The following is a 22,939-nucleotide window of genomic DNA, read 5'->3' on the forward strand; positions in this document are numbered from 1 at the left end:
ACTCAGGGCCCGTGAACGAGGATCTGTTCGCCGGTCCGGGCGAGGAACCGGCAGAGGGCACCGTCTACACGGTGATGGGCGGCGACTGGGACGAGGTCGTCAAGGAGCAGGTCGAACGTGGCGACGAGCGGATGGTCGTCAACATGGGTCCGCAGCACCCGTCGACCCACGGCGTGCTCCGGGTGATCCTGGAGCTGGACGGTGAGACGGTCACCGAGCTGCGGTCCAGCATCGGTCACCTGCACACCGGCATCGAGAAGAACATGGAATACCGCACCTGGACCCAGGGCGTGGCGTTCTGTACCCGGATGGACTACGTGATGCCGTTGCACAACGAGCTCGCGTACTGCCTGAGCGTGGAGAAGCTGCTCGACATCGAGGATCAGATCACCGATCGGGCCAAGATCATCCGGGTGATGATGGCGGAGTGGATGCGGATCGCCTCCCACCTGGTCGCCCTCGGCACCGGCGGCATGGAGCTCGGCGCGACCACCATGATGACGATCGGCTTCCGCGAGCGGGAAAAGATCATGGACTTCTTCGAGGCCGTCACGGGCCTGCGGATGAACCACGCCTACATCCGTCCGGGCGGTGTCGCCAACGATCTTCCCGATCACGGGCTGCAGCTGCTCAAGGACACGCTGACGTCGATCAAGAAGCAGATGCCGGAGTTCGGCAAGCTCGCCAGCAAGAACCCGATCGTCCGGAGCCGGCTGATCGGCGTCGGTCACCTGGATCTGTCGGCCTGCATGGCTCTCGGGGTCACCGGGCCGATGCTGCGGTCGGCGGGGTACGACTACGACCTGCGCAAGGCGATGCCGTACTGCGGCTACTCCGACTACGACTTCGACGTCCCGGTCCGGGACGAGGCCGACGGCTACGCTCGGTTCCTGAACCGCATCGACGAGATGTGGGAGAGCGTCAAGATCATCGACCAGTGCGTGACCAAGCTGGAGGCCACCCAGGGTGAGCCGGTGATGATCGACGATCCGAAGATCGCCTGGCCGGCCAAGCTGTCCATCGGTTCCGACGGCCAGGGCAACTCCAACGAATACCTCAAGCACATCATGGGGCAGTCGATGGAGTCCCTGATCCACCACTTCAAGCTGGTCACCGAGGGCTTCCGGGTGCCGCCCGGCCAGGCCTACGTGCCGACCGAGAGCGCCAAGGGCGAGCTCGGTGCGCACGTGGTCTCCGACGGTGGGACCCGCCCGTTCCGGGTGCACTTCCGCGACCCCAGCTTCCATCACCTGCAGGCATTGCCGGCCCTGTCCGAGGGCGGCTTCATCGCCGACGTGGTGGTCAACATTGCCACGCTCGACCCGGTACTGGGAGGTGTCGACCGATGAATTCGGCCCACGACAACACACCATCGGCTGACGGCCGCTTCGGGCAGGTGCCGCCCGGCGTCGACGTCGAGGACCCGAACAGCCACCGGCCGGAGCCGATCGAATTCACCGACGGCGAGACCGCGATCGGTGAGCAGACGATGGACGAACTGCGGCAGATCGCGGCGCGCTACCCGCAGTCGCGGTCGGCGCTGTTGCCGATGCTGCACCTGGTGCAGAGCGTCGAGGGGCGGGTGACGCCGGCCGGGATCGAAGCCTGCGCACAGGTCCTCGACATCTCGACCGCGGACGTCTCCAGCGTCGCGACCTTCTACACGATGTACAAGCGGCGGCCGAACGGTGAGTACAACGTCGGTGTCTGCACCACCGCGCTGTGCGCGATCATGGGTGGCGACGACGTCTACGACCGGCTGAGCAAGCATCTCGGTGTCGGCCACGACGAGACCACGGCCGACGGCCGGATCACCCTGGAGCGGATCGAGTGCAACGCAGGTTGTGACTACGCGCCGCTGATGATGGTCAATTGGGAGTTCATGGACAACCAGACTCCCGACTCCGCCGTCGAGCTGGTCGACAAGCTGACCGCCGGCGAGGAAGTGACCTCCACCCGCGGCGCGCGGATCTGCAGTTGGCGACAGAGCGAACGAGTGCTGGCCGGATTCCCCGACGGACGAGCCGACGAGGGCCCGACCTCCGGCGCGACCTCCCAGCTCGGGGTCCGGATCGCCGCCGAGCAGGGTTGGGCGGCGCCGACGGTCGAGGAAGCAGCCGAGGCCAAGGCCGAAGCCGACCGGATCGCTGCCGAGAAGGAAGCGGCGGAGAAGGCCGAAGCAGAGAAGTCTGAAGGTGAGGCGAAGTGACCGATCCGATCACCCCGGTACTGACCGCGAACTGGGCAGACGACCGGGCCTGGAAGATCACCAACTTCGAACGTCGCGGCGGCTACGCGACGATGCGCAAGGCGTTGCGCGGGAACCCCGACGACATCGCCGCGATGATCAAGGACTCCCAGCTCCGCGGGCGCGGCGGCGCGGGCTTCCCGACCGGGCTGAAGTGGAGCCTGCTGGACAAGGACCTGTCCAAGCCGCGTTACCTGGTGGTGAACGCCGACGAGTCCGAACCGGGTGCCTGCAAGGACATGCCGCTGATGATGGCGAGTCCGCACACCCTGGTCGAGGGCGTGATCATCTCCTCGTTCGCCTTCCACGCGCACTACGCCTTCATCTACGTCCGCGGCGAGGTGCTGCACGTCATCCGCCGGCTGCAGCAGGCCGTTGCGGAGGCGTACTCATCGGGATACCTGGGCCGCAACATCCAGGGCAGCGGGTACGACCTGGAGCTGATCGTGCATGCCGGCGCGGGAGCGTACATCTGTGGTGAGGAGACCGCGCTGCTGGACTCCCTGGAGGGTCGTCGCGGGCAGCCGCGGCTGAAGCCGCCGTTCCCGGCGGTCGCCGGTCTGTACGGTGCACCCACAGTGATCAACAACGTCGAGTCGATCTCCACTGTTCCCGCGATCGTCGGCAACGGCATCGACTGGTTCACCTCGATGGGCGTCGACAACGGCAAGGGGATGGGCATCATGAGCCTGTCCGGCCACGTCGCCAACCCGGGCCAGGTCGAGGTGCCGCTGGGCACCACGCTGCGCCAGTTGCTGGAGATGACCGGCGGCATCCGGGAGGGCCACCAGCTGAAGTTCTGGACGCCGGGCGGTTCGTCGTCGCCGATCTTCACCGACGAGCACCTCGACGTCCCGCTGGACTACGACTCGGTCGCCAAGGCCGGCTCGATGCTCGGCACCCGGTCGCTGCAGATCTTCGACGAGACCGTCTCGGTGGTCCGTGCGGTGACCCGCTGGCTGGAGTTCTACAAGCACGAGTCCTGCGGCAAGTGCACGCCGTGCCGGGAGGGCACCTGGTGGCTGGTCCAGATCCTGAAGCGGATCGAGGCCGGGCAGGGCCAGGAGGGCGACATCGAGAAGCTGCTCGACCTCTGCGACAACATCGGTGGCAAGTCGTTCTGCGCCCTCGGTGACGCCGCGGTGACCCCGGTCAACTCCGCGATCAAGTACTTCCGGGACGAGTTCGAGGCCGGCTACCACACGCCCGCTTGGGAGCTCTTCCCGTACGAGCGGAATGTCATCTACGCGCAGAACGCGCAGAACACTCACAACGCAGGAGTGGCCCAGTGACTGCCGTCAAGAACGAGGGCTCCGGAGCCGAGGTCGAGAAGAAGGAAGATCTCGTCACCATCACCATCGACGACATCGAGGTGAGTGTCCCCAAGGGCACCTTGGTGATCCGCGCCGCCGAGCTGATCGGTGTCGAGATCCCGCGGTTCTGTGATCATCCGCTGCTCGACCCGGTCGGCGCCTGCCGGCAGTGCATGGTCGAGATCCCGGACATGGGCAACGGCCGCGGGATGCCCAAGCCGCAGGCTTCCTGCACCATCACGGTGATGCCGGGGATGAAGGTCAAGACCCAGCTGACCAGCCCGCAGGCCGAGAAGGCCCAGCACGGCGTGATGGAACTGCTGTTGATCAACCATCCGCTGGACTGCCCGATCTGCGACAAGGGCGGCGAGTGTCCGCTGCAGAACCAGGCGCTCAGTCACGGCAACGGCGAGTCCCGCTACGACGGGGTCAAGCGCGTCTACCCCAAGCCGATCAACCTGTCGTCGCAGGTGCTGCTGGATCGCGAGCGCTGCGTGCTGTGCGCCCGCTGCACCCGGTTCAGCGAGCAGATCGCCGGCGATCCGTTCATCAAGCTGATGGACCGCGGCGCCTGGCAGCAGGTGAACATCTCCGAGGAGCAGCCGCTGGAGAGCTACTGGTCGGGCAACACGATCCAGATCTGCCCGGTCGGTGCACTCACCAGCGCCGCATACCGTTTCCGGTCCCGCCCGTTCGATCTGGTCAGCGTGCCGTCGATCGCCGAGCACGACAGTTCCGGTTCGGCGATCCGGGTCGACTACCGGCGCAGCACCGTGATGCGTCGGCTGGCCGGTGACGATCCCGAGGTCAACGAGGAGTGGATCAGCGACAAGGATCGCTTCGCCTTCCGCTACGGTCGCGGTGAGGATCGGCTGACCCAGCCGTTGGTCCGCGATGGTGATCAACTGCGCGAAGCGTCCTGGCCGGAGGCCATTGATGCCGCCGTCGCCGGTCTGAAGAAGGCCGGCTCATCGGTCGGCGTGCTGCCCGGCGGTCGGCTGACGACCGAGGACGCGTACGGCTACAGCAAGTTCGCCCGGACCGTGATCGGCACCAACGACATCGACTACCGGGCCCGGCCGTACTCCGCCGAGGAGGCCGAGTTCCTGGCGGCGGCGGTCGCCGGCACCGGTCTCGGCGTGACCTTCACCGACCTGGAAAACGCCTCGGCGGTCCTGATGGCCGGCTTCGAGCCCGAGGACGAGGGCGGCGTTGTCTTCCTGCGGTTGCGCAAGGCAAACCGCAAGAACGGGCTCACCTCGTTCCAGATCGCGTCGCACCTGTCCGACGGTGCCCGCAAGATCGGCGCCACCCTGATCCCGACCGTGCCCGGTGCGGAAGCAGAGGCGTTGGCCAACCCGGCCACCGAGGCCGGGGCGGTCGAACTCGACGAGAAGTCGGTGATCATCGTCGGCGAGCGGCTGGCTCGGTCGCCCGGCGCCCTCACTGCCGCCCTCGATCTGAGCGCGCGAACCGGGGCCCGACTGGCCTGGATCCCGCGCCGGGCCGGTGAACGCGGCGCGGTCGAGACCGGCTGCCTGCCCAACCTGCTGCCGGGTGGACGCCCGGTGACCGACCCGTCGGCACGGGTCGACACGGCTACCGCCTGGGAGTCGGATTCGCTGCCCACGTTGACCGGACGGAGCGCGGAGGAGATCTTCGCCGCTGCCGCCGGCGGCGACGTCGCGGCACTGCTGGTCGGCGGCATCCAACCGTCGGACTTCCGTGACCCGGCATTGGTCAAGAACGGCCTGGAGAATGCCGGCTTCGTGGTCAGCCTGGAGACCCGGACCTCCGCGGTCACCGAACGTGCCGACGTGGTGCTGCCGGTCGGGCTGCTGGAGGAACGAGCCGGCAGCTTCGTCAACTGGGAGGGCCGTAACCGCGCCTTCGACGTGGTGATCAAGAAGCCGAACACGATGAGCGACCTGCGGGTGCTCGCCGCCCTGGCCGACGGACTCGGACATGATCTTGGCGTCCGGACCATCGACGAGGCCCGTGCCGAGCTGGCCGAGCTCGGACCGTGGGAAGGGCAACGAGCAAAGGCCCCTGAGCTTGTCGAAGGGCGCGGAGCTCATGGTTCAGGCTCAGGACCCTTCTCGGATCCGAACACGGCCGTGCTGTCGACCTGGCGGTTGCACATCGACGATGCGCGAGCGATCGACGGCGAGCCGCATCTGGCCGCCACCGCGCGGACCCCGGTGGCCCGGCTCAGTGCACGCACGGCCGAAGCAGCGGGGATCGGTGACATGGTGGTCGTCTCCACCTCTCGCGGTTCGGTCAGTTTCCCCACGGAGATCGTCGACGACATGCCCGCCGGCGTGATCTGGCTGCCGACCCGGGCGCCGGGATTGGCCCTGAGTGATCATCTGGCGGTAAGTTCCGGCGAGGTCGTGCGGATCGAAGGAGTCACCCGATGAATTTCGCGCCGAGTTTCGTACCGCAGCTGGTCGGGATGGACCTGTCGATCTTCATGAACGACCCGCTCTGGGTCGTGATCCTGAAGGCATTGTTCGGCTTCATCCTGCTGATCTTGTTCGTGCTGTTCGCGATCGTCTTCGAACGCAAGGTGCTGGGTCGGATGCAGAACCGACCCGGTCCGACGATGAACGGTCCGTTCGGTTCGCTGCAGTCGCTGGCCGACGGTCTGAAGTCGATGCTGAAGGAGGACATCACTCCGTCCGGCGTCGACAAGGTCGTCTTCATGCTGGCTCCGGCGATCAACGTGATCCCGGCGGTGATGATCTTCGCGCTGATCCCGTTCGCCGGTGAGGTCCCGATCCCCGGTGGCACCACCCGGCTGCAGGTCACCGACATGCCGATCTCGGTGCTGTTGGTGCTCGGTGTCACCTCGGTCGGCATCTACGGCGTGGTACTCGCCGGCTGGGCGTCCAACTCGACCTTCCCGCTGCTCGGCGGGATCCGTGCCTCGGCACAGATGATCAGCTACGAGGTGGCGATGGGTCTGAGCCTGGTCGCGGTCTTCATCTACGCAGGCTCGCTGTCCACCTCCGAGATCGTCGAGGCCCAGCAGAAACTGTGGTTCTGCCTGGCGCTGATCCCGTCCTTCATCATCTTCGTGATCTCGATCTTCGGTGAGTCCAACCGGACCCCGTTCGACCTGCCTGAGGGCGAGTCGGAGATCGTCGGTGGCTACCTGACCGAGTACTCCTCGATGCGGTTCGCGATGTTCTACATGGCCGAGTACATGGCGATGACCAACGTCTCCGCGGTCTGCACCACCATCTTCCTCGGCGGCTATCACGCGCCGATCCCGTTCAACTGGCTGGGCATGGATCACGGCTACTGGGGCCTGCTCTGGTTCGTCGTCAAGACCGTCGCCTTCATGTTCTTCATGGTCTGGGTCCGGGCCGCGGTTCCGCGATTCCGCTACGACCAGTTCATGAAGCTCGGCTGGAAGTGGCTGATCCCGATCTCACTGATCTGGGTGCTCGCGGTGGCAACGCTGCGGACCGCCCGGACCCAGGGCTGGTTCGGCCAGCCGGTGATCTGGATCGTGATCGCGGTGATCGTGGTCGCGCTGATCGCGGCCTTCCTCTTCGGTGGAAAGCCGGAGCAGGAGAAGGCCAAGGAGCCCGACGGCGAGTTCGACGCCTTCGCCGGTGGCTTCCCGGTGCCACCGCGTCCCGGTCAGGTGCTGCCGGAGTTGGCCGGGGTGGTCGCGGCAGATCCCGAACCCCAGCAGGGCTCGGACGAAGCGCAGCGGGCGGAACACGCCGCACCGGATGATCAACAGCGTGCGAAGGGAGACAGCTGATGGGCTTGCTCGATCCGATCGCCGGATTCGGCATCACACTCAAGACCTTCTTCTCCAAGACCTTCACCGAGGCCTACCCGACCGGACCGAAGGTCACCGCACCGCGCTTCCACGGACGGCACCAGCTGAACCGCTGGCCGGACGGACTGGAGAAGTGTGTCGGCTGCGAGCTGTGCGCCTGGGCCTGCCCGGCCGACGCGATCTACGTCGAGGGCGCGTCGAACACCGAGGAGGAGCGTTACAGCCCCGGTGAGCGCTACGGCCGGGTCTACCAGATCAACTACCTGCGCTGCATCCTCTGCGGCCTGTGCATCGAAGCCTGCCCGACCCGGGCATTGACGATGACCAACAACTTCGAGCTCAGTGACTTCACCCGTGAAGACATGATCTATGAGAAGCACCAGCTGCTGGCCCCGGTGCTGCCGGGAATGACCGCGCCGCCGCACGAGCGGATGCTCGGTGACAGCGAGAAGGCCTACTTCCTCGGTCTGCCGGAGACCAAGCCGATGCCGGCCGACTCCAACGCCGGCCTGCCCAACCCGGGCTGGAACAAGCGAGACCGGGCAGCAGCCAAGGCCCAGGTCGCCGAGACGTACGCCAACACTCCGGGCAGGGGGAGCGAGCCCCCGGGACCGCCGAGTGTTTCGGGTTCGGCGATCGAGCGAGACGGTCGCCGGGGAAGCGAATCCGGACGGCCGGCCCTGGAAAGCGGCGACGACCAGAAGGATGAGAAGTGATGATCGTTCCGCTCGCTCTCGGCGCGCAGTTCGCCTTCTGGATGCTGATGCCGGTGATGATCCTCGGCGCGCTCGGCACCATCCTGGCCAAGAAGCCGGTGCATTCGGCGTTGAGCCTGGCCGCGGTGATGCTGTCGCTGGCGGTGCAGTACGCCGCCCAGCAGGCACCCTTCCTGTTCGCCGTACAGATCATCGTCTACACCGGCGCGATCCTGATGCTGTTCCTGTTCGTGATGATGATCGTCGGCGTCGACACCTCGGAGTCGCTGGTCGAAACGATCAAGGGTCAGCGGGTGCTGGCCATCTTGGCCGGCGTCGGCTTCTTCGTGCTGTTGATCTTCGCCGTCGGTAACGCCGTCGTCGGTCAGCCCAGCGGTCTGGCGCAGGCCAACACCGCGCACGGCGGCAACGTGCAGGGCCTGGCAGCGCTGATCTTCGGCCGTTACGTGATCGCCTTCGAGGCCACCTCGGCGTTGCTGATCACCGCAGCGCTCGGCGCGATGGTGCTGGCGCACCGCGAACGGCTGAGCAAGAAGAAGACCCAGGCCGACCTGGTCGGCGACCGGATGCAGGCCTACGCACAGACCGGCGCGCATCCGGGCGCGATGCCGCCACCCGGCGTGTATGCCCGGCACAACGCCGTCGACACCCCGGCGCTGCTGGCCTCCGGTGAGGTCGCCGAGGCCTCGGTGTCCAGCACCCTCAAGGCACGCGGTGTGGTGCAGAACCCGGCCGACCTGATCGCGCCGACCCAGGCAACCGTCAAGGCGATCGCGCCGGAGCGCGCCGATCAGCCGGCGACCGCGGTCGCGTCCTTCGTCGAGCACGCGACACCGAGCCACGACGCTGCGGGGCAACGTGTCCTTCGACAGGCTCAGGACCCGGCGCAGGGACGAGCTCAGGACCCGGCGCAGGGACGAGCTCAGGACCCTGAGGGACAAGCCTCCGAGGAAGGTGATGAGTGATGGATCCGCAGGCCTACATCGTGATGTCGGCGATCCTGTTCTCGATCGGCGTGCTGGGGGTGATGATCCGGCGCAACGCGTTGATCGTGTTCATGTGCATCGAGTTGATGTTGAACGCGGCCAACCTCGCCCTGGTCACCTTCGCCCACTCCACCGGCACGCTGGACGGCCAGATCGCCGCCTTCTTCGTGATGGTGGTGGCCGCCGCCGAGGTCGTGGTCGGCCTGGCGATCATCGTCTCCATCTACCGTACCCGCCGGTCGGCCTCGGTCGACGACGCCAACCTGCTGAAGTTCTGAGAGGAAGAACAGCGTGCATCTGCTTGAAGTGGCCGCACCGGCCACCGGCATCTTCTCCCTCTCCTGGCTACTGATCGTCATCCCCGGCCTGGTGGCAGCTCTGCTGCTGGTGCTGGGACGCGCAGCCAACGCCTGGGGACACTTCCTGGCGACCCTCGCACCGATCGCGTCCTTCGTGCTCGCGGTCGCGATGTTCGCCCAGCTGCTGTCCGCCGACGCCGGTAGCCGCAGCTACGACCTACACCTGTTCGACTGGATCAGCTCCGGCAAATGGCACATCGCCGCCGGGCTACAGGTCGATCAGCTGTCGATCCTGTTCTGCCTGTTGATCACCTGCGTCGGCAGCCTGATCCACATCTACTCGATCGGCTACATGGCGCACGATCCCAATCGGCGCCGGTTCTTCGCCTATCTGAACCTGTTCGTCGCGGCGATGCTGCTGCTGGTGCTGGCCGACAACTACTTCGCACTGTTCGTCGGCTGGGAAGGCGTCGGTCTGGCGTCCTACCTGCTGATCGGCTTCTGGCAGGAACGGCCGACCGCCGCGACCGCGGCCAAGAAGGCGTTCGTGGTCAACCGGGTCGGTGACCTCGGGATGTCGATCGGGATCGCGTTCATGCTGTACCTGTTCGGATCGGTGCAGTTCACCGATGTGAACGCCGGCGCCGAACACCTGACCTTCGCCCAGGCGACCATCCTCGGCCTGCTGCTGTTGCTGGGTGCCTGCGGCAAGTCCGCCCAGGTGCCGCTGCAGTCCTGGCTGTTGGACGCGATGGAGGGCCCGACCCCGGTGTCGGCGCTGATCCACGCGGCGACCATGGTCACCGCGGGTGTGTACCTGATCGTCCGCAGCCACGCGATCTTCGCCCAGACCGAGACCGCAGCCCTGGTGGTCGCCATCGTCGGCACGGTGACGCTGCTGGCCGGTGCCTGGATCGGTTGTGCCAAGGACGACATCAAGAAGGTGCTGGCCGGCTCCACCATGAGCCAGATCGGCTACATGATGCTGGCCGCCGGGATCGGTCCGGCCGGTGCCGCCTTCGCGATCTTCCACCTGGTGACGCACGGCTTCTTCAAGGCCAACATGTTCCTCGGTGCCGGTTCGGTGATGCACGGGATGAACGACGACGTGAACATGCGGCACTACGGTGCGCTGCGCCGGTTCATGCCGATCACCTTCGTCACCTTCGGGATCGGCTACCTGGCGATCATCGGCTTCCCGTTCCTCAGTGGCTACTACTCCAAGGACCACATCATCGAGGCGGCCTGGGAGCACAACAAGATCATGGGAGCCCTGGCTCTGATCGGCGCCGGGGTGACCGCGTTCTACATGACCCGGCTGATGATCATGACCTACTTCGGTGCCAAGCGGCATGCCGACGGTGTGCATCCGCACGAGTCGCCGTTGGTGATGACCGTCCCGCTGATCCTGCTGGCCATCGGATCGGTGATCATCGGTGCACTGCTGAACGGATGGATCGGGCAGTGGCTCGCCCCAGCCGTCGGTGCCGAGGAGGAAGCGCACGCGACCGGTCTGCTGCACTTCAGCGCGATCGGCGGCATCACCCTGCTGGTGGTCGCCATCGGTGTCGCGGTGGCGATCCTGCTCTTCGGTCGCCGCCGAGAGATCCCGGTCGAACAGCCCGTCAGCCGTTCGCCGTTCACCCTGGCCGGCCGCAACGACCTGTACGGCGATGCGTTCAACGAGGCCGTCTTCATGCGGCCCGGGATCGGGCTGGTCGCCGGTGTCGCCAAGACCGACAGCGGCGGTGTCGACGGCACCGTGATGGGGATCTCCGGCATCATCGCCGGCATCGGCGCCCGGCTGCGTCGCTGGCAGAGCGGCTTCGTCCGGTCCTACGCCCTGACCATGATCGCCGGAGCCTTCGTGATCGGCTTCGTCCTCGTCCTCGGCCGGCTCGGCTGAGCGGGAAGGAGAAACAATGTCTTTCCCCTGGCTGACAGTCATGAGCCTGCTGCCGTTGATCGGCGGTCTGGCGATGATCTTCGTCCGTGGAACAACGGCCAAGCTGACCGGGCTGATCTTCTCCTTGATCACCCTGGTGCTGAGCATCGCCGTCGCAGTCTCGTACAAGAGCGGTCCCGGGTTGTCGTTCGTCGAGGACGTCACCTGGATCAAGGCGATCGGTGCGCACTACGCGCTCGGCCTGGACGGCATCGGGCTCACCCTGGTGCTGCTCACCGCCTTCCTCACCCCGGTGGTGATCATCGCCTCCTGGAACGATCCCGACCTCCCGAAGCCGGGGGAGTCCTCCGAGGTCGGCCATCGGTGGGGTGCACACGCCTTCATCGGGCTGGTGCTGGCGGTCGAGGGCTTCGCACTGTTCGCCTTCACCGCGACCGACGTCTTCCTGTTCTACCTGTTCTTCGAAGCCATCCTGTTCCCGATGTACTTCCTGATCGGCGGCTTCGGTGGTGCGCAACGCGCCCAGGCAGCGGGCAAATTCCTGCTGTTCGGTCTGCTCGGCGGTTTCATCATGCTGGCCGGCGTGATCGGTCTTGGTGTCGCATCGGCACACGGTGGAGAGCCGAGCTACCTGCTGACCGATCTGGCGAATCTGCACCTCAGCCCGAGCGCGGAGCGGTGGATCTTCGTCTCCTTCATGATCGCCTTCGCGATCAAGGCGCCGATGGTCCCGTTCCACTCCTGGCTGCCCGACTCGGTCGAGCAGTCCACTCCGGGTGGTGCGGTGATGCTGACCGGCGTGATGGACAAGCTGGGCACCTTCGCGATGATCAGGTTCTGCCTGCAGTTGTTCCCCGAGGCGTCGAAGTGGGCGACCCCGGTGGTGATCGTGCTGGCGTTGATCTCGATCATCTACGGTGCGCTGATGGCCATCGGCAGCCGGGATCTGCATCGTCTGATCGGCTGGACGTCGGTGAGCCACTTCGGCCTGATCGTGCTGGGCATCTTCGCCTTCACCACCCAGAGCGCGAGCGGGGCCACGTTCTACATGGTCAACCACGGGCTGTCGACGGCGGCGCTGTTCTTCGCCACCGGCTTCATGATGAAGCGGCGTGGATCGCGCAACATCGGCGACCTCGGCGGTGTGGTCAAGCTGACCCCGTTGCTCGGCGGACTGATCATGTTCGCCGCGTTGTCGGCGCTCGGGCTGCCCGGGATGTCGACGTTCATCAGCGAGTTCATGGTGCTGGCCGGAACCTTCTCCCGGCACCCGATCTACGCGGTGATCGCGACCATCGTGATCGTGCTGGCCGCGCTCTACGCGCTGATCATGTATCAGCGGACCAACACCGGCGAGCCGAGCGCGGAGGTGACGGCGACGTTCACCAAGGATCTGGACGGGCGTGAGCGGCTGGCCCTGATCCCGGTCGTGATCGCCATCCTGGTCTTCGGGTTCTTCCCCAAGCCGTTCCTGTCGATCATCGAGCCGACCGTCAACGACACGTTGCAACAGCACGTCGGTCTCAAGGATCCGGTTGCCAAGATCTCGGAAGGAGGGCGCTGACCGATGACCGCCCTACAGATTCCCGCCCTTCAGATTCCGGCACCGGACCTGCAGTACGGCCTGCTGCTGCCGTTCATGGTGATCTTCGCCGCAGCCTGCCTCGGCGTCCTGGTCGAGGCGCTTGCGCCGCGGTCGCTGCGGCACCCGCTGCAGTTGCTGGTCACCTTCGTCGGCATCGGTCTGGCGCTGCTGTTCACCATCGTCAACTGGGCGAACGGACAGACTGCGGTCACCGCCCTCGGTGCGTTGAGCATCGACGGGCCGACCTACTTCGTGTGGACCATCCTGCTGATCTTCGGCGGCATCTCGTTCCTGATCTTCGCCGAGCGCAAGCTGGATCCGAACGCCTCGGCGTTCACCCCGTCGGCCGCCGCCGTACCGGGGACCAGCAGTGAGCAGGAAGCCATCCGGGCCCGGCTGGAACACACCGAGGTGTACCCGCTGGCGCTGTTCGCGCTGACCGGGATGATGCTCTTCCCGGCCGCCAACGACCTGGTGCTGATGTTCGTCGGCCTGGAGATCCTGTCGCTGCCGCTCTACCTGCTCTGCGGATTGGCCCGCCGGCGCCGGCTGCTCAGCCAGGAGGCCGCGCTGAAGTACTTCCTGCTCGGCTCGCTGAGCTCGGCGATCTTCGTCTACGGGATGGCGTTGCTCTACGGCTACGCCGGCTCCTTCGACCTCGGTCAGATCGCGACCGCACTACAGACCTCGGACCAGAAGGACGGCCTGCTGCTCGCCGGCATGATCGGCGTCGGCATCGGCCTGCTGTTCAAGGTCGGCGCGGTGCCGTTCCACTCCTGGACCCCGGACGTCTACATGGGAGCCCCGACGCCGATCACCGGCTTCATGGCGACCTGCACCAAGATCGCCGCGGTCGGTGCCCTGCTCCGGGTGTTCTACGTCGCCCTCGGCGGAATGCGGTGGGACTGGCAGCCGGTGATGATCGTGGTGGCCGTGGCGACCATGTTCATCGGCTCGGTGCTCGGCATCGTGCAGAACGACATCAAGCGGATGCTGGCCTACTCCTCGATCGCGCACGCCGGCTTCATCCTGGTCGCCGTGGCTGCGGCATCGCAGACCGGCAACGGTAAGCCCGCGGACAGCCTGTCCAGCGTCTCCTCGGTGATGTTCTACCTGGTGGCCTACAGCGTGGCCACCCTCGGCGCGTTCGCGATCATCACGATGATCAGGCTGCGCGGCGGCGAGTCCAACGAGCTGTCCACCTGGGCCGGACTCGGCCGTCGGTCGCCGATCACCGCGGGTGTCTTCGCACTGTTCATGCTGAGCTTCGCCGGCATCCCGCTGACCGGTGGATTCATGGGCAAGTGGTCGGTGTTCGCGGCCGGTTGGGCCGGGGGCGACTACGCGCTGGTCGCGGCGGCCGTGGTGATCAGCCTGATCTCCGCGGTGATCTACCTGAGGGTGATCGTGATGATGTTCTTCACCACCCCGAAGGACGGTGCCCCGGTGGCCGAGGTGGTGCGTCCCGGCGCCAGCACGCTGGCCGCGATCGGGATCGGTGTCGTCGCCACCGTGTTCCTCGGTGTCTACCCGGGGCCGGTGCTCGACCTGGCCGCCAGCGCGGGAGAGTTCCTCCGATGACCGAATGCTCCGGTCGGCCGACTAGTCTGGCGGCCGGAGCGTCGGCGGTCGACGAAAGGGGCGGATGACATGGCAGCGAACGCGGCATCGGTCTCGAACGTCGACATCGCCGATTTCGAGGCTGTCGTGCGCGCCCAGATGGAGCGCATCGAGGCCGAGTTGCTGACTGCTGTCGAAGCCGACAACGAAGTGCTCAGCGAAGCCGCCAAGCACATCATCGAGGCCGGCGGCAAGCGGTTCCGGCCCCACTTGGTGGTGCTCGGATCCAAGTTCGGCCCACTGCAGGACCGTGCCGCCGAGGGCAGGGTGGCGACCGGTGCGATCGTGGTCGAGCTGACCCACGTCGCCAGCCTGTACCACGACGACGTGATGGACGACGCCACCGTACGGCGCGGCTCCCAGAGCGCCAATGTCCGCTGGGGCAACTCGCTGGCCATCCTGGTCGGTGACTACCTCTTCGCCCGAGCCTCGGACCTGCTGACCGACCTCGGGATGGACGTCGTCCGCACCTACGCCGACATGTTCAACCGGCTGGTCCGCGGGCAGATCGCCGAGACCGTCGGACCGGCCGACGGCGTCGATCCGCTGGACCATTACCTGCAGGTGCTGGCCGACAAGACGGCGTCGCTGATCGCGACCAGCACCCGGGTCGGCGCGATGGTCGCCGGTGCCGATGTGCCGACCCAGGATCTGCTGGCCGACTACGGCGAACAACTCGGCCTGGTCTTCCAGCTCAGCGACGACATCATCGACATCACCAGTGACGAGACCGGCAAGACACCGGGGACCGACCTGCGTGAGGGGGTCGACACGCTGCCGATCCTGTTGGCCAAACGGTCCACCGATCCGGCCGACAGCAGGCTGTTGGAATTGCTCGGTCCGGTCGGACCCGCGGCCGATGGCGGCAAACGGGAACGGACCGAGGACGAGGTCGCCGAGGCACTGGATCTGCTCCGCAAACACCCCGCGATCGCCGAGGCCAGAGCCGACGTCGAACGCCGCGCCGAGGCCGCCCGCCGGATCCTCGACCCGCTCCCGGACGGCCCCGCCAAGGCGGCTCTGGCCGACCTCTGCGACTCCGTCGTCACCCGCACCTCGTAGCCACCAGCAACGTCGTCTCCACAACCCGGTGGGAGGATGAGGGGCCATGGGGGCAGAGACGACGTTGGCAGGATTGGCCGATCTGATGACGCCGGTGGCGTTGCGGGCAGCGGTGGCGATCGGGTTGTTCGAAGCGGTCGGGGAGCGCGCGGTTCCGCTGCCGGTCCTGGCCGCCGAACTCGACGTCGACGTCGCCGCCCTCGACCGGCTGGTGCGATTCCTGCGGGCACGGGACCTGTTGCGGATCGATGCTGACGGCAATGTTCTGCTGACGGCGGTCTCCGAGCCGCTCGGCCGACCGGGCAACTGGTCGGCCCGGCTGAACTGGGCCGGCGCGGCCGGGCATCTCGACCGCCGGTTCGTCGAGGACCTGCTGCCGATGCTGCGCGCCGGCCGCACCGACCGCGACATCTGGGCCGAGTTGGCCGCCGACCCCGCCCTGGACGCCTCGTTCGACGAGCTGATGAACACCCGGGCCGACGAGTGGATCGACGCCGTCGCCGCCTCCGACAGCTGGTCGGCCTACGACCGGGTGCTCGACCTCGGCGGCGGCCGCGGGCATCTGGTGGCCGCACTGCTGACGGCGCGGCCGCGGCTGCGTGGCGCGGTGATCGAACGTCCCGGCCCCGCCGCGGCCGCCAGGACGAGGTTGGCGTCGTACGGTGAACGGGTCGAGGTCGTCGTCGGCGACCTGCGGGAGCCGCTACCGGTCACCTCCACCGGACCCGACGCGTACGTGCTTGCCCACATCCTGCACGACTGGGACGACGAGAACGCGCGGATCATCCTGTCCCGAGCGGCGGCCGCTGCCGGATCGTCCGGCCGCGTGGTGGTGATCGAACGAGTCCTCGGCGGCGGTGCGGACGAGCTGCGCGAGGCCACCCATCAGGACCTGCGCCTGTTCGTCCTGTTCGGTGGCCGGGAACGCACCCGGCAGGAGTTCGCCGACCTCGGCGCGGCCGCCGGATTGCGGTTGCTCGACGACACCGCCACCGCCACCAACCGGCACCTGCTCACCTTCGCCCTCACCTGACCAGCCCAACCCCACCGCGCCGACCCGTCAGTTTCTCCCCGACACGCCCGGAATGTCGGGGAGGAACTGACGGGTCGGCGGAGTGTTGCGGTGCTCTCAGTGCTCGCGACGGCCGGCGTTTGTGAGAGCCGAGGCCATCGCGCGGACGTCGGAGACGAGCCGGACGGCGTAGTCGCGGTCGACCGGCAGACCGAAGGTCACGCGGTGGTAGAGCGGGCTGACCACGTGGTCCAGCACCTGCTGCGACGTCGGGGCGGGTTCGCCGCGTTCGATCGCCCGGTTGATCATCAGCTCGGCCTGCTGTTGCCGGATGTCCATGCACGGGCAGTTGTCCACCTGGAGGTCGCGGGCCGACACCATGGCCCGCAGGTAGCGCACCCGCTGCGGCCGGGTGATGTCTTCGGCGATGATGCCGGCCCAATCGTTCAGGTCGGCGGTCAGGTCGCCGTGGTCGGGGATCACGTCGCCGTCCCTGGTCAGCGCGGCCACCGCGACCTCCTCCATCAGGGTGTCGATGTCACCCCAGCGCCGATAGACGCTGGTCGGGTTGACGCCCGCCCGCTCGGCGACCTGGCGCAGGGTGATCTTGTCGCGGGTGGTCTCGCCCATCAGTCGGCCCAACGCGGTGTGCACCGCCTCCTGTACCCGGGCGCTGCGGCCGCCCGGGCGGCGAACCGGTGTCGAGGTGGCCGAGGTCGAGGGACTCATGGGAACATTATTGCACCGTCTGTTGCTTTTGATCTCGCGGTGCTGTTACGCTCCCCGCGTTAACGCAATAGGTATTGCTTTAAGCGGAGGGTGATTCATGCGGTCTTCCCAGCTCGTACGGCAATCGAGCCGGACGGCATCGTTCTTCCTGGCCGGCGGGTCCGGTGCGGCGCTGCTGACCGCGTCCGCCGCGCCGTCGCCGCTCTACCCGGTCTATCAGCGGTTGTGGGGATTCTCAGCGCTGACCCTCACGGTGATCTTCGCGGTGTACGTCTTCGCGTTGATGGCCTCGCTGATCACTGTCGGATCGATATCGGACCGGGTCGGACGCCGACCGTTGGCGATCGGCGCGATGGTGCTGCTGGCGATCAGCATGCTGCTGTTCGTGTTCGCCGGGTCGGTCGGCGGACTGCTGGCCGCCCGGATCGTGCAGGGGATTGCGGTCGGCGCCGCCACTGGCGCGATCAGCGCGATGATCATCGATCTGCAACCGCACGCCCGGGCCGGATCGATGGTCAGCTCGGCTGCACCGGCGATCGGGATGGCTGTCGGCGCGATGGCGGCCGGAGTGCTGGTCGACTACGCACCGTGGCCGCGTTACCTGGTCTACTGGCTGCTGGCCGGGCTCTACCTGGTGCTGGCGATCCTGCTGGCACGGCTGCCGCAGGAGCAGCGGCGATCGGCCGACGGCCGATCGGTGTTCCGGGCTTTGCGCCCGAGCGTCGGACTGCCGGCCGAGATCCGCGCCGGATTCCTGGCCGTGGTGCCGGCGATGGCCGCAACGTGGGCGCTCGGCGGTCTCTACCTCTCGCTGGGAACCTCCATCGTGGCAAGGGTTCTGGGCGTGCACAGCCATGCCGTGGCGGGCCTGGTGCTGGGTGCCTTCTTCGGCAGTGGCGCGATCGGCGGAGCACTGTCCGGACGACTGCCCGAACGGCTCCGCGAACGTGTCGGCCTGACCGGACTGGGGATCGGGGTGCTGATCACCCTGATCGCGGCCCTGCTGCCGAGCACGCCGCTCTACGTGCTGGGCTCGGTCGTCGCCGGCGCCGGCTTCGGGGCGACGTTCCGTGCCGTGATCGCCGAGGTGGCAGCACTGACGCCGGCTCTGCAACGCGGCCGGGTGTTCGCCACCATGTATCTGCTCAGCTACACCGCCTTCAGCGTCCCGGCGTTGGTCGCCGGCCTGCTGACCGGTGTCGTCGGGCTGCGGGACACCACCATCGGTTACGTCGCGTTGGATGCGCTGCTGGTGGCGGCGGCCATGATCATCTCGCTTGTCCGTGCGCGACGGGCGATGCGGCTGGCCGCGACGGCGCCGGCGGCGATCCCGGGGCTGGCGCCGTGTGGCCGTACCACCTCCTGAGCCGGAGGCTACGGTGACCGGGTGACCGTGAATCCGTTCGACGACCTGGCCGCCGACTACGACCGCAACGGTGCTCATGCCGCCCGCGCCGCGGCGTTGATCAACAGAGTCACCCGAGTCTGGCCGGACGGGCGGCCCGATGTCATCGTCGACGTCGGCACCGGCACCGGAGCGGCCGCATTCGCTGCCCTGGCAGCGTTTCCGGCCGCCCGGATCACCGCGATCGACCTGTCGCCGGCGATGATCGATCGGGCTCGGGACATCGCCGACACGGTCCCCGGGGCGGAACGGATCAACTGGATCGCCGGTGACGCGCGCACGATGCCGGCGCAGGATTCCAGCGTCGATCTGGTGCTCTGTACGTCCTCGTTGCACTTCTTCCCGGCGGCGATCTTCGCCGATTGGCGTCGAGTCCTGCACCCCGGCGGGATGGCGGCCTACACCCTGCCGCTGCGGTCGACCTTCCGGCCGGGGCCGGCGTTCGTCGATCTGCTCCCGGCAGAGCAGGACAGGATCCCGCTCGCCGACTCGGCGGCCGAGGCGGCCAACCAGTCCGTGACCGGCTTCTCCGCGGTCGACATCGCCGTCGATGACGGAGCGGTCGGCTACGTCCTGCGTCGGGACTGATCGGACGTTCCGGGCCGGACCCGACACGCGGATGGTTGCTCCGCTCGCCGCGAACCGGTGAGATGAGGCCATGAATGTGCTGAGCGGGCTGGCCCAGATCGTCTTCGCGCTGGGCAGCCTGGTGATCGCCTCGGTGCTGCTCGCGCTGTTGTGCCGCCGGGTCCTCGGTGTCCCGGTCGGCTGGCCCCGATCGATCGTCATCGGCGGCGGCATGACGCTGGCATCGTTCCCGGTGATGGGCGTGATGCTGACCCGGCAGGGGTTGCTGGACGGCACCCGGCTGGTCGGCGATCCCGCGGAGGCGACACTGCTGATCGGCATCGGCATGCTCACCGTCTTCGGGTTGGCGTTGATCGTGCTGGTGATCGCCGAGGTGATCGTACCGACCGGGAGCCTGGGCAATCCGTGCAGCCTGATCACCGACACCCGGGCCCGACTGCGACGCGGCCGCCGTTACACCGGTGTGCTGGCGATCCTGGCCAAGCACGGGCTGTCGTCGTCGTTGCGGATCGGCGGTCGACGCGATGTCCGGCGGGACCGATCGACACCGCGTTCGCTGGCCGCGGCGCTGGGCGAGGCCGGGGTCACGTTCATCAAGCTGGGGCAGACGCTGTCCACCCGACCCGACATCATTCCCGAGTCCTACATCCGCGAGCTCTCCCGGCTGCAGGATGACGCCGGTCCGCTGCCGTGGTCCCGGTTGCAGCCGGTGCTGGCCGAGGAGCTCTCCCGGCCGCCGGAGGAGGTGTTCGAGCACATCGACCCGACCCCGTTGGCGACGGCATCCATCGGCCAGGTGCACACCGCCAGGCTGCTGGACGGCACCGACGTGGTGATCAAGATCCGCCGTCCCGGTGCGGCAGAACAGGTCGAGGTCGATCTGGACATCATGGGCCGGCTGGCCCGGCAACTGGAACGAACCGCCGACTGGGCCCGATCACTGGGCGCGGTCCGGCTGGCGCGCGGGTTCGCCGACTCGCTGATCGAGGAACTCGACTACCGGGTGGAGGCCGAGAACGTGGCTGCGGTCGCCGGATCGCTGGCCGGATCGGAGCGGATCGGCGTGCCGCGGGTCTACGATCAGCTGTCCGGCCCGTCGGTGTTGATCATGGAACGGATCGTCGGTACGCCGCTCGGCCAGGCCTCGGAGTTGATCACCGGCTTTGACGTTCAGCAGCGAGCGGAGATGGCCGAGGGACTGCTCACCGAGGTGCTCCGGGAGATCCTGTTCACCGGCACCTTCCACGCCGATCTGCACCCCGGCAACATCATCGTCGGCGACGACGGACGCCTGACCCTGCTCGACTTCGGCTCGGTCGGCCGACTGGACCAGCCGTCCCGTACGGCATTGGGCCTGTTGCTGCTGGCGGTGGAGCGGGACGATCCGATCGGTGCGGCCGACGCCCTGACCGAGCTCCTTGATCATCAGGGCGAGCGGCTGGACCGCAGGCAGCTGGAGCGTGACATCGGCCAACTGATCGTCCGCTACCGCGGCGGTATCGGATCGGCCGGCAGTGCCGGTATGTTCGCCGCGCTGTGGAAGTTGATCACCAGCCACCGGTTCTCGGTGCCGCCACAGGTCGGTGCCGCGATGCGATCACTGGCCGGCCTGGAGACCAGCGTGCGGGCCATCGACCCCAACACCGACATCGTCACCGCTGCCCGCGGCGAGGGTGCCGCGCTGGTCGGCGAGATCACCGATCCGGCGGCGGTCCGGGTCCGGGTCGAACGGGAACTGTTCCGGATGCTACCGATGCTGCAGCGGCTGCCCCAGCGGGTGAACCGGATCGCCGACGATCTGGAGAACGGCCGCTTCACCGCTCAGGTCCGCGTGCTCGCCGATCCGGCGGATCGTACCTTCCTGTCCCGACTGGTCGGCCAGATCAGCATCACCCTGGTGGCGGCCGCCGCCGTGTTGTCGGCGATGTTGTTGATCACCACCCAGGCCGGCCCGGTCGTCACCGGCGATCTGCGGCTCTATCCGCTGCTCGGTGTGATCCTGCTGTTCTTCGGCGTCATCCTCGGACTACGGGTGATGGTGGTCGCGCTGAGCGCCTTCGATGATCATCGACGCTGACAGTCCTCGGTGACCCGTCGGATCGGAAGAATCCCGCACATGGCGAATCCCGAACAGCCCAGACGTCTCCCGAGTCCGCCGGAGCCGCGGCGGCTCCGCATTCCCGTCGTCGTCGCGGTCGTGGTCGTCGTGCTGGCATTGGTGATCGGCGGGGCCGGCGGCTATCTGATCGGCCATGGCACACCGGGTCAGGTCGACTCCCGTGCGATGGGATGTGAATTGGTGAAGCACCTCAAGAGCGAAGGCAACATCGAGAGCTGGGGCGGGCTGGACGATGCCCGGCTCTGGGAGGCTCAGGCGGCGGGTCCGCTGCTACATGCCGCGTCAATACGGGACAGCGGTGACAAGGAACTGGGTGAGGTCGGCGACGGGCTCACTAGTGCGATCATGCGGTTGGACACCAAGAAGTATGCGGTCCAGTTGGATCGGGCCGTCCAGCTCTGCGGCCGCAGCTGACGACGGCTAATGAGGGGTCAGGGAAGTTCGGCGACCAGATTCAGGACCCGGGTGGTCTGGGTCGGATTGAAGTTGTCGTCACTGAGCAGGCTGACGTTGTAGGCGCCGTGCCGGCCGCGGGTGACCGCCATCGCCTCGTAGTTGTCCATCAGCGGGTTGGACTGCAACTCCTTGGAGGTGGCGCCCAGGTCGGGGCAGTTGGTCACGTCGGCGACCAGCTTCTTGTCGACCAGCTCGTCCGGAGCGGCGGACAGGTCCGACACCGAGCTGACGTCCGGGGCGTCATCCAGATCGGCGGCCTGTAGCCGGATGGTGTTGCCGACCGTCGGGTCGTAGGCGGCCTCCAGGACCAGCAGCTTGTCCTTGTCGTAGGAGGCGATCTCGGAGATCCGCATCCCGTCGTCCACCCGATATCCGACCTGCCGGTCCAGCCGGTAGCTCGCCGTCTGGTGATGGCCGTGAGTGGCCTTGTAGACCAGGATCCGGCGGTCGTTGCCGTCGCCGGTGTCACCGGACAGCGTGCCCTCCATCGAGGCGACCAGGGTCCGTCCGTCCCGGCTGACGGTCAGCCCTTCGAGCGTGGCATTCTCCTCGGCCTCACCGTCCGGGCCGACAGCGAACCGTTCCGGCACCGACAGGGTCTGTTGCTGCACCCCGTTGCGGCCGAAGATCCGGATCGACGGCTCGGTCTCGGAGCTGACCGCGTACCGGCCGTCCGGCAGCACCGCCAGGCCTTCGTTGTCGGCCGTCTCGCCGGTGTACGGGGTGCCGTCGGCGGCCTTCAGCACCAGCGGGTCACGGGTCGGCAGCGGGTCGGCCAGGTCGTCGCCCAGGCTCCAGAGCTTGGCCGGGTCGCCGTCGTGGTTGTCGACGGTGGCGATGAAGTTGCGGGAGCGGGCGTCCCACGCCAGGTTGGACAGCCCGCCGATCTCCTGGTCGTTGTAGACCAGTTTGTCCAGCGCATCGCTGTAGCTGACGGCGGACGCCGAAGGAGCGCAGGTGGGGCCGGCGGCCAACGGATCGTCGACCGGATTCGCCGACGCAACGGCGACCCCGCTACCGGACAGACCGGTAGCAAGCGCCAGCGCGGCGAGCGCGGTGCGGAACCTCGGCATCTGAACTCCTTCGAATGTGACGT

General features: G+C 67.3%; 18 protein-coding genes and 1 pseudogene. 17 read left to right on the forward strand and 2 right to left on the reverse strand.

Annotated features, from left to right (window positions below; genetic code table 11):
- Positions 1-11: 11 nt before the first annotated feature.
- The 13 genes and pseudogenes from BLU38_RS17195 (at position 12) to BLU38_RS17255 (ending at position 16,567) form a co-directional block, all read left to right on the forward strand.
- On the forward strand, positions 12-1,349 hold the full coding sequence (locus BLU38_RS17195) for an NADH-quinone oxidoreductase subunit D (protein ID WP_407939600.1): 1,338 nt from the start codon (positions 12-14) through the stop codon (positions 1,347-1,349).
- Positions 1,350-1,489: 140 nt separating this feature from the next.
- Positions 1,490-2,209 (forward strand): NADH-quinone oxidoreductase subunit NuoE, encoded by a 720-nt coding sequence (gene nuoE, locus BLU38_RS17200; RefSeq protein WP_231920405.1) that lies wholly within the window; start codon positions 1,490-1,492, stop codon positions 2,207-2,209.
- Entirely contained in the window at positions 2,206-3,540 is a 1,335-nt protein-coding gene (nuoF, locus tag BLU38_RS17205) for an NADH-quinone oxidoreductase subunit NuoF (RefSeq protein WP_091526741.1), read from the forward strand. Before nuoE ends, nuoF begins: the two co-directional genes overlap by 4 nt.
- On the forward strand, positions 3,537-5,981 hold the full coding sequence (locus BLU38_RS17210; RefSeq protein ID WP_091526742.1) for an NADH-quinone oxidoreductase subunit G: 2,445 nt from the start codon (positions 3,537-3,539) through the stop codon (positions 5,979-5,981). The genes nuoF and BLU38_RS17210 overlap by 4 nt, the downstream gene beginning before the upstream one ends.
- Before the next feature lie 35 nt (positions 5,982-6,016).
- Complete coding sequence (gene nuoH, locus BLU38_RS17215; protein ID WP_407939709.1) at positions 6,017-7,339, forward strand: NADH-quinone oxidoreductase subunit NuoH; 1,323 nt, start codon at positions 6,017-6,019, stop codon at positions 7,337-7,339.
- Positions 7,339-7,839 (forward strand): annotated as a pseudogene (gene nuoI, locus BLU38_RS17220) (NADH-quinone oxidoreductase subunit NuoI); the annotation flags it as partial. The gene nuoH and the pseudogene nuoI, both read left to right, overlap by 1 nt.
- Positions 7,840-8,075: 236 nt before the next feature.
- Positions 8,076-9,041, forward strand: a complete 966-nt coding sequence (locus BLU38_RS17225) for an NADH-quinone oxidoreductase subunit J (protein WP_091526743.1) — start codon at positions 8,076-8,078, stop codon at positions 9,039-9,041.
- A complete protein-coding gene (gene nuoK / locus BLU38_RS17230) occupies positions 9,041-9,340 on the forward strand; it encodes an NADH-quinone oxidoreductase subunit NuoK (protein ID WP_091526744.1) in 300 nt (99 codons plus the stop codon). The genes BLU38_RS17225 and nuoK overlap by 1 nt, the downstream gene beginning before the upstream one ends.
- 28 nt (positions 9,341-9,368) lie before the next feature.
- Entirely contained in the window at positions 9,369-11,267 is a 1,899-nt protein-coding gene (gene nuoL, locus BLU38_RS17235) for an NADH-quinone oxidoreductase subunit L (RefSeq protein WP_407939711.1), read from the forward strand.
- 16 nt (positions 11,268-11,283) lie between these two features.
- Positions 11,284-12,831 carry an NADH-quinone oxidoreductase subunit M gene (locus tag BLU38_RS17240; protein ID WP_091526746.1) on the forward strand — a complete coding sequence of 516 codons (1,548 nt, stop codon included), beginning with the start codon at positions 11,284-11,286 and terminating at the stop codon, positions 12,829-12,831.
- A 3-nt stretch (positions 12,832-12,834) separates the two neighbouring features.
- On the forward strand, positions 12,835-14,433 hold the full coding sequence (gene nuoN / locus BLU38_RS17245; RefSeq protein ID WP_091526747.1) for an NADH-quinone oxidoreductase subunit NuoN: 1,599 nt from the start codon (positions 12,835-12,837) through the stop codon (positions 14,431-14,433).
- A gap of 69 nt (positions 14,434-14,502) precedes the next feature.
- A complete protein-coding gene (locus tag BLU38_RS17250) occupies positions 14,503-15,534 on the forward strand; it encodes a polyprenyl synthetase family protein (protein WP_091526748.1) in 1,032 nt (343 codons plus the stop codon).
- Between the two features lie 46 nt (positions 15,535-15,580).
- A complete protein-coding gene (locus BLU38_RS17255; RefSeq protein WP_091526749.1) occupies positions 15,581-16,567 on the forward strand; it encodes a methyltransferase in 987 nt (328 codons plus the stop codon).
- Positions 16,568-16,663: 96 nt separating this feature from the next.
- Here the strand turns inward: BLU38_RS17255 and BLU38_RS17260 are convergent, their stop codons facing one another.
- Positions 16,664-17,275, reverse strand: a complete 612-nt coding sequence (locus BLU38_RS17260) for a TetR/AcrR family transcriptional regulator (RefSeq protein ID WP_091526750.1) — start codon at positions 17,273-17,275, stop codon at positions 16,664-16,666.
- A gap of 97 nt (positions 17,276-17,372) precedes the next feature.
- On the opposite strand from BLU38_RS17260, the gene BLU38_RS17265 reads away from it, so the two are divergent.
- The 4 genes from BLU38_RS17265 to BLU38_RS17280 all read left to right on the forward strand — a co-directional run bounded on the left by BLU38_RS17265 (position 17,373) and on the right by BLU38_RS17280 (position 21,801).
- On the forward strand, positions 17,373-18,641 hold the full coding sequence (locus tag BLU38_RS17265; RefSeq protein ID WP_091526751.1) for an MFS transporter: 1,269 nt from the start codon (positions 17,373-17,375) through the stop codon (positions 18,639-18,641).
- 21 nt (positions 18,642-18,662) lie between these two features.
- Positions 18,663-19,268: a class I SAM-dependent methyltransferase gene (locus BLU38_RS17270; protein WP_091526752.1), complete on the forward strand. Its 606-nt coding sequence runs from the start codon at positions 18,663-18,665 to the stop codon at positions 19,266-19,268.
- 70 nt (positions 19,269-19,338) lie between these two features.
- On the forward strand, positions 19,339-21,345 hold the full coding sequence (locus tag BLU38_RS17275; RefSeq protein WP_091526753.1) for an ABC1 kinase family protein: 2,007 nt from the start codon (positions 19,339-19,341) through the stop codon (positions 21,343-21,345).
- 39 nt (positions 21,346-21,384) lie between these two features.
- A complete protein-coding gene (locus tag BLU38_RS17280) occupies positions 21,385-21,801 on the forward strand; it encodes a hypothetical protein (protein WP_091526754.1) in 417 nt (138 codons plus the stop codon).
- 17 nt (positions 21,802-21,818) lie between these two features.
- On the opposite strand, the gene BLU38_RS17285 is transcribed toward BLU38_RS17280, so the two are convergent.
- Positions 21,819-22,916 (reverse strand): esterase-like activity of phytase family protein, encoded by a 1,098-nt coding sequence (locus BLU38_RS17285; protein ID WP_091526755.1) that lies wholly within the window; start codon positions 22,914-22,916, stop codon positions 21,819-21,821.
- Positions 22,917-22,939: the final 23 nt, after the last annotated feature.

Origin of the sequence: Microlunatus soli, from assembly GCF_900105385.1 — a bacterium.
Lineage (GTDB): Bacteria > Actinomycetota > Actinomycetes > Propionibacteriales > Propionibacteriaceae > Microlunatus > Microlunatus soli.

Excerpts from the sequence above, each read along its gene's own strand:
- nuoE (WP_231920405.1), top strand. The coding sequence starts at position 1,490 with ATGGACGAACTGCGGCAGATCGCGGCGCGCTACCCGCAGTCGCGGTCG.
- nuoH (WP_407939709.1), top strand. The coding sequence starts at position 6,017 with ATGGACCTGTCGATCTTCATGAACGACCCGCTCTGGGTCGTGATCCTG.
- BLU38_RS17225 (WP_091526743.1), top strand. The coding sequence starts at position 8,076 with ATGATCGTTCCGCTCGCTCTCGGCGCGCAGTTCGCCTTCTGGATGCTG.
- nuoK (WP_091526744.1), top strand. The coding sequence starts at position 9,041 with ATGGATCCGCAGGCCTACATCGTGATGTCGGCGATCCTGTTCTCGATC.
- BLU38_RS17240 (WP_091526746.1), top strand. The coding sequence starts at position 11,284 with ATGTCTTTCCCCTGGCTGACAGTCATGAGCCTGCTGCCGTTGATCGGC.
- nuoN (WP_091526747.1), top strand. The coding sequence starts at position 12,835 with ATGACCGCCCTACAGATTCCCGCCCTTCAGATTCCGGCACCGGACCTG.
- BLU38_RS17250 (WP_091526748.1), top strand. The coding sequence starts at position 14,503 with ATGGCAGCGAACGCGGCATCGGTCTCGAACGTCGACATCGCCGATTTC.
- BLU38_RS17255 (WP_091526749.1), top strand. The coding sequence starts at position 15,581 with ATGGGGGCAGAGACGACGTTGGCAGGATTGGCCGATCTGATGACGCCG.
- BLU38_RS17260 (WP_091526750.1), bottom strand. The coding sequence starts at position 17,275 with ATGAGTCCCTCGACCTCGGCCACCTCGACACCGGTTCGCCGCCCGGGC.
- BLU38_RS17265 (WP_091526751.1), top strand. The coding sequence starts at position 17,373 with ATGCGGTCTTCCCAGCTCGTACGGCAATCGAGCCGGACGGCATCGTTC.
- BLU38_RS17275 (WP_091526753.1), top strand. The coding sequence starts at position 19,339 with ATGAATGTGCTGAGCGGGCTGGCCCAGATCGTCTTCGCGCTGGGCAGC.
- BLU38_RS17280 (WP_091526754.1), top strand. The coding sequence starts at position 21,385 with ATGGCGAATCCCGAACAGCCCAGACGTCTCCCGAGTCCGCCGGAGCCG.
- BLU38_RS17285 (WP_091526755.1), bottom strand. The coding sequence starts at position 22,916 with ATGCCGAGGTTCCGCACCGCGCTCGCCGCGCTGGCGCTTGCTACCGGT.